This window comes from Streptomyces sp. NPDC059832, from assembly GCF_042731715.1.
GTDB lineage: Bacteria > Actinomycetota > Actinomycetes > Streptomycetales > Streptomycetaceae > Streptomyces.
Map to the genome: position 1 here is coordinate 1 of NZ_JBHWIY010000103.1, position 2,080 is coordinate 2,080.

The 2,080-nt window shown below is 67.7% G+C and carries 2 protein-coding genes; one reads left to right on the forward strand and one right to left on the reverse strand.

Annotation, left to right across the window (positions count from 1 at the left end; genetic code table 11):
* The first annotated feature begins 227 nt into the window (after window positions 1–227).
* Window positions 228–1,442, forward strand: a complete 1,215-nt coding sequence (locus ACFV8T_RS45490) for an IS110 family transposase (RefSeq protein WP_385339780.1) — start codon at window positions 228–230, stop codon at window positions 1,440–1,442.
* A 20-nt stretch (window positions 1,443–1,462) separates the two neighbouring features.
* On the opposite strand, the gene ACFV8T_RS45495 is transcribed toward ACFV8T_RS45490, so the two are convergent.
* Window positions 1,463–1,978: a DUF1877 domain-containing protein gene (locus ACFV8T_RS45495; protein WP_385339782.1), complete on the reverse strand. Its 516-nt coding sequence runs from the start codon at window positions 1,976–1,978 to the stop codon at window positions 1,463–1,465.
* Between the last annotated feature and the right edge of the window lie 102 nt (window positions 1,979–2,080).

A 2,080-nucleotide genomic window follows, 5' to 3' on the forward strand; every position in this document is an offset into this window, starting at 1 on the left:
GGGTCTGACATTGATACTCGTAGCGGGTTCCGGTGGTCGTGGCTCAGGGTCTGACTGACGCCCTGCTGGGCTGTCCTGCAGTTGTTCTGTCCGGCTGCCGGGACCCGTTCTCCATGGCTTCGGCCAGGTGGAGCATGACCTGATAGGAGCTTGGCCAGAGGCCCCCTCAATGTCCTGTCTGACTCACCTGGCCGGTGTCACCGCCGGCCAGGAAGGCAGCTCACAGGATGACAGCGACGACCACGTCCGCCACAGAACAGGCTGCGGTGTTCGGCGGAGTGGACTCCCATGCGGACACGATTCACGTCGCTGTCATCACCGACCGGGGTGGCCACGTCGCCGACGCCGAGTTCCCGACCACGGCGGCCGGTTACGCTGCGGCAATCGCGTTCCTGAACGCCCACGGCACCGTGACTGCCGTCGGGGTAGAGGGAACCTCCTCCTACGGCCTCGGGTTCACCCGTGCTGCCCGCCACGCGGGCCTCACCGTGATCGAGGTCAACCGGCCAGACAAGGCCGAACGGCGCCGGATCGGCAAGTCCGATCCCATCGACGCCTACGCAGCCGCCCGCGCCGCACTGTCCGGCCGGGCATCGGTCATACCCAAGGACGACACCGTCAGCGGCATACGCGCCCTCCACAACGCCGCCCGGTCCGCCGTCAAGGCCCGCACCGCCACCCTGAATCAGATCGCGCACATCCTCATCACCGCCCCGGACGACATCCGCGTCAAGTACACCGCCCTGCGCGGCAAGACACAGGTCGACGCCATCTCCCGGCTCCGCCCCACCGGCGACGGACCGCGCGTCGCCCTCCTGACCGCGCTCAAGACCCTCGCCCGCCGGGTCCAGGCCCTGACCGCAGAACACGACACCCTCACCGCCGCCCTGGACACAGCCGCCACCGAGAACAACCCCGGCCTGCGCGCCGCGTTCGGTGTCGGCCCCGACACCGCGGCCCAGCTCCTGGTGACCGCCGGAGGAAACCCCGACCGCCTGCGCACCGAGGCATCCTTCGCGGCGCTCTGCGGCGTCGCGCCCGTCCCCGCCTCCAGCGGCAGGACCAACCGCCACCGCCTCTCCCGAGGCGGAGACCGCAGGGCCAACGCCGCTCTCTACCGGATCGCTCTCGTCCGTATGTCCAGCGACGCCCGCACCCGCGACTACGTCGCCCGACAGACCGCCGCCGGACGCACGAAGAAGGAGATCATCCGCCTGCTCAAGAGGGCGATCGCCCGGGAGATCTTCCGCTACCTCACCACACCGGTCAGCGTCCCGGACGTCTCTGACCTCCGACCTGCGCGCCAGGCCAAGAACATCACCCTGACCACCGTCGCCGAGCACTTCGGCGTCTGGCCGGCAGTGATCTCCTGCATCGAACGCGGCACACGCCGCGACGACGGCCTCGCCCACGCTTATCGAGACTGGCTCACCGCCGCTTGACCGCTCTCCTGGGACCGTGCTCAGTCTGTCCAGGTCAGAACTGCCAGGCCACGTCGGCTGGCGATGAGATAGAAGCTCTGCAGCAGCCCAAAATGCTCGACGAGGTACTCGCGCGGGTGTCCGTTGAACCCTCGGAATCCGCATGTTTCGGCAGCTTCCAAGTGGTCCGCAGGCAGGCAGCTGAGTACTTCGCCGATGTCCAAAGCGGCCAGCCCGCAGGCCACTTCGGCCACTGCTGCAGGAGCGAGAAGGGCTGGAGGGGAGTCGAAGCCGTCATAGACCCCGGGATGATCGAGAAACTCGATGTCGCCGCCCGGGTCTCCCGAGATGCTCCGCTTGAGGACCTGGACGCATGGCCCCTCGATGCGCATGCGTTGACAGAACCAGATCAAGCCCCAGATCGCCCAGTCGAGATCCACCGTGTCCTCTGCGGGCGGGGCCCAATCGGGGTTGCCGTCCGGTGACACTTCCGCAGCTGCACGGCACTGAGCCAGGTACTGCGGGGACACCCGTGCGAGTTGCTGTGTCAGCGCCATACATTGAAGTATTGCGGACCGCCGACGCCCGAAACCGCGAGCCCCCTACACATGACCGGCGACCAGGCACCCCACACCGCTTGACTGCCAATAGGAGCATCA

What these genes read in the sequence shown, in the direction of transcription:
- ACFV8T_RS45490 (WP_385339780.1), top strand. Translation starts at nt 228, where the DNA reads ATGACAGCGACGACCACGTCCGCCACAGAACAGGCTGCGGTGTTCGGC.
- ACFV8T_RS45495 (WP_385339782.1), bottom strand. Translation starts at nt 1,978, where the DNA reads ATGGCGCTGACACAGCAACTCGCACGGGTGTCCCCGCAGTACCTGGCT.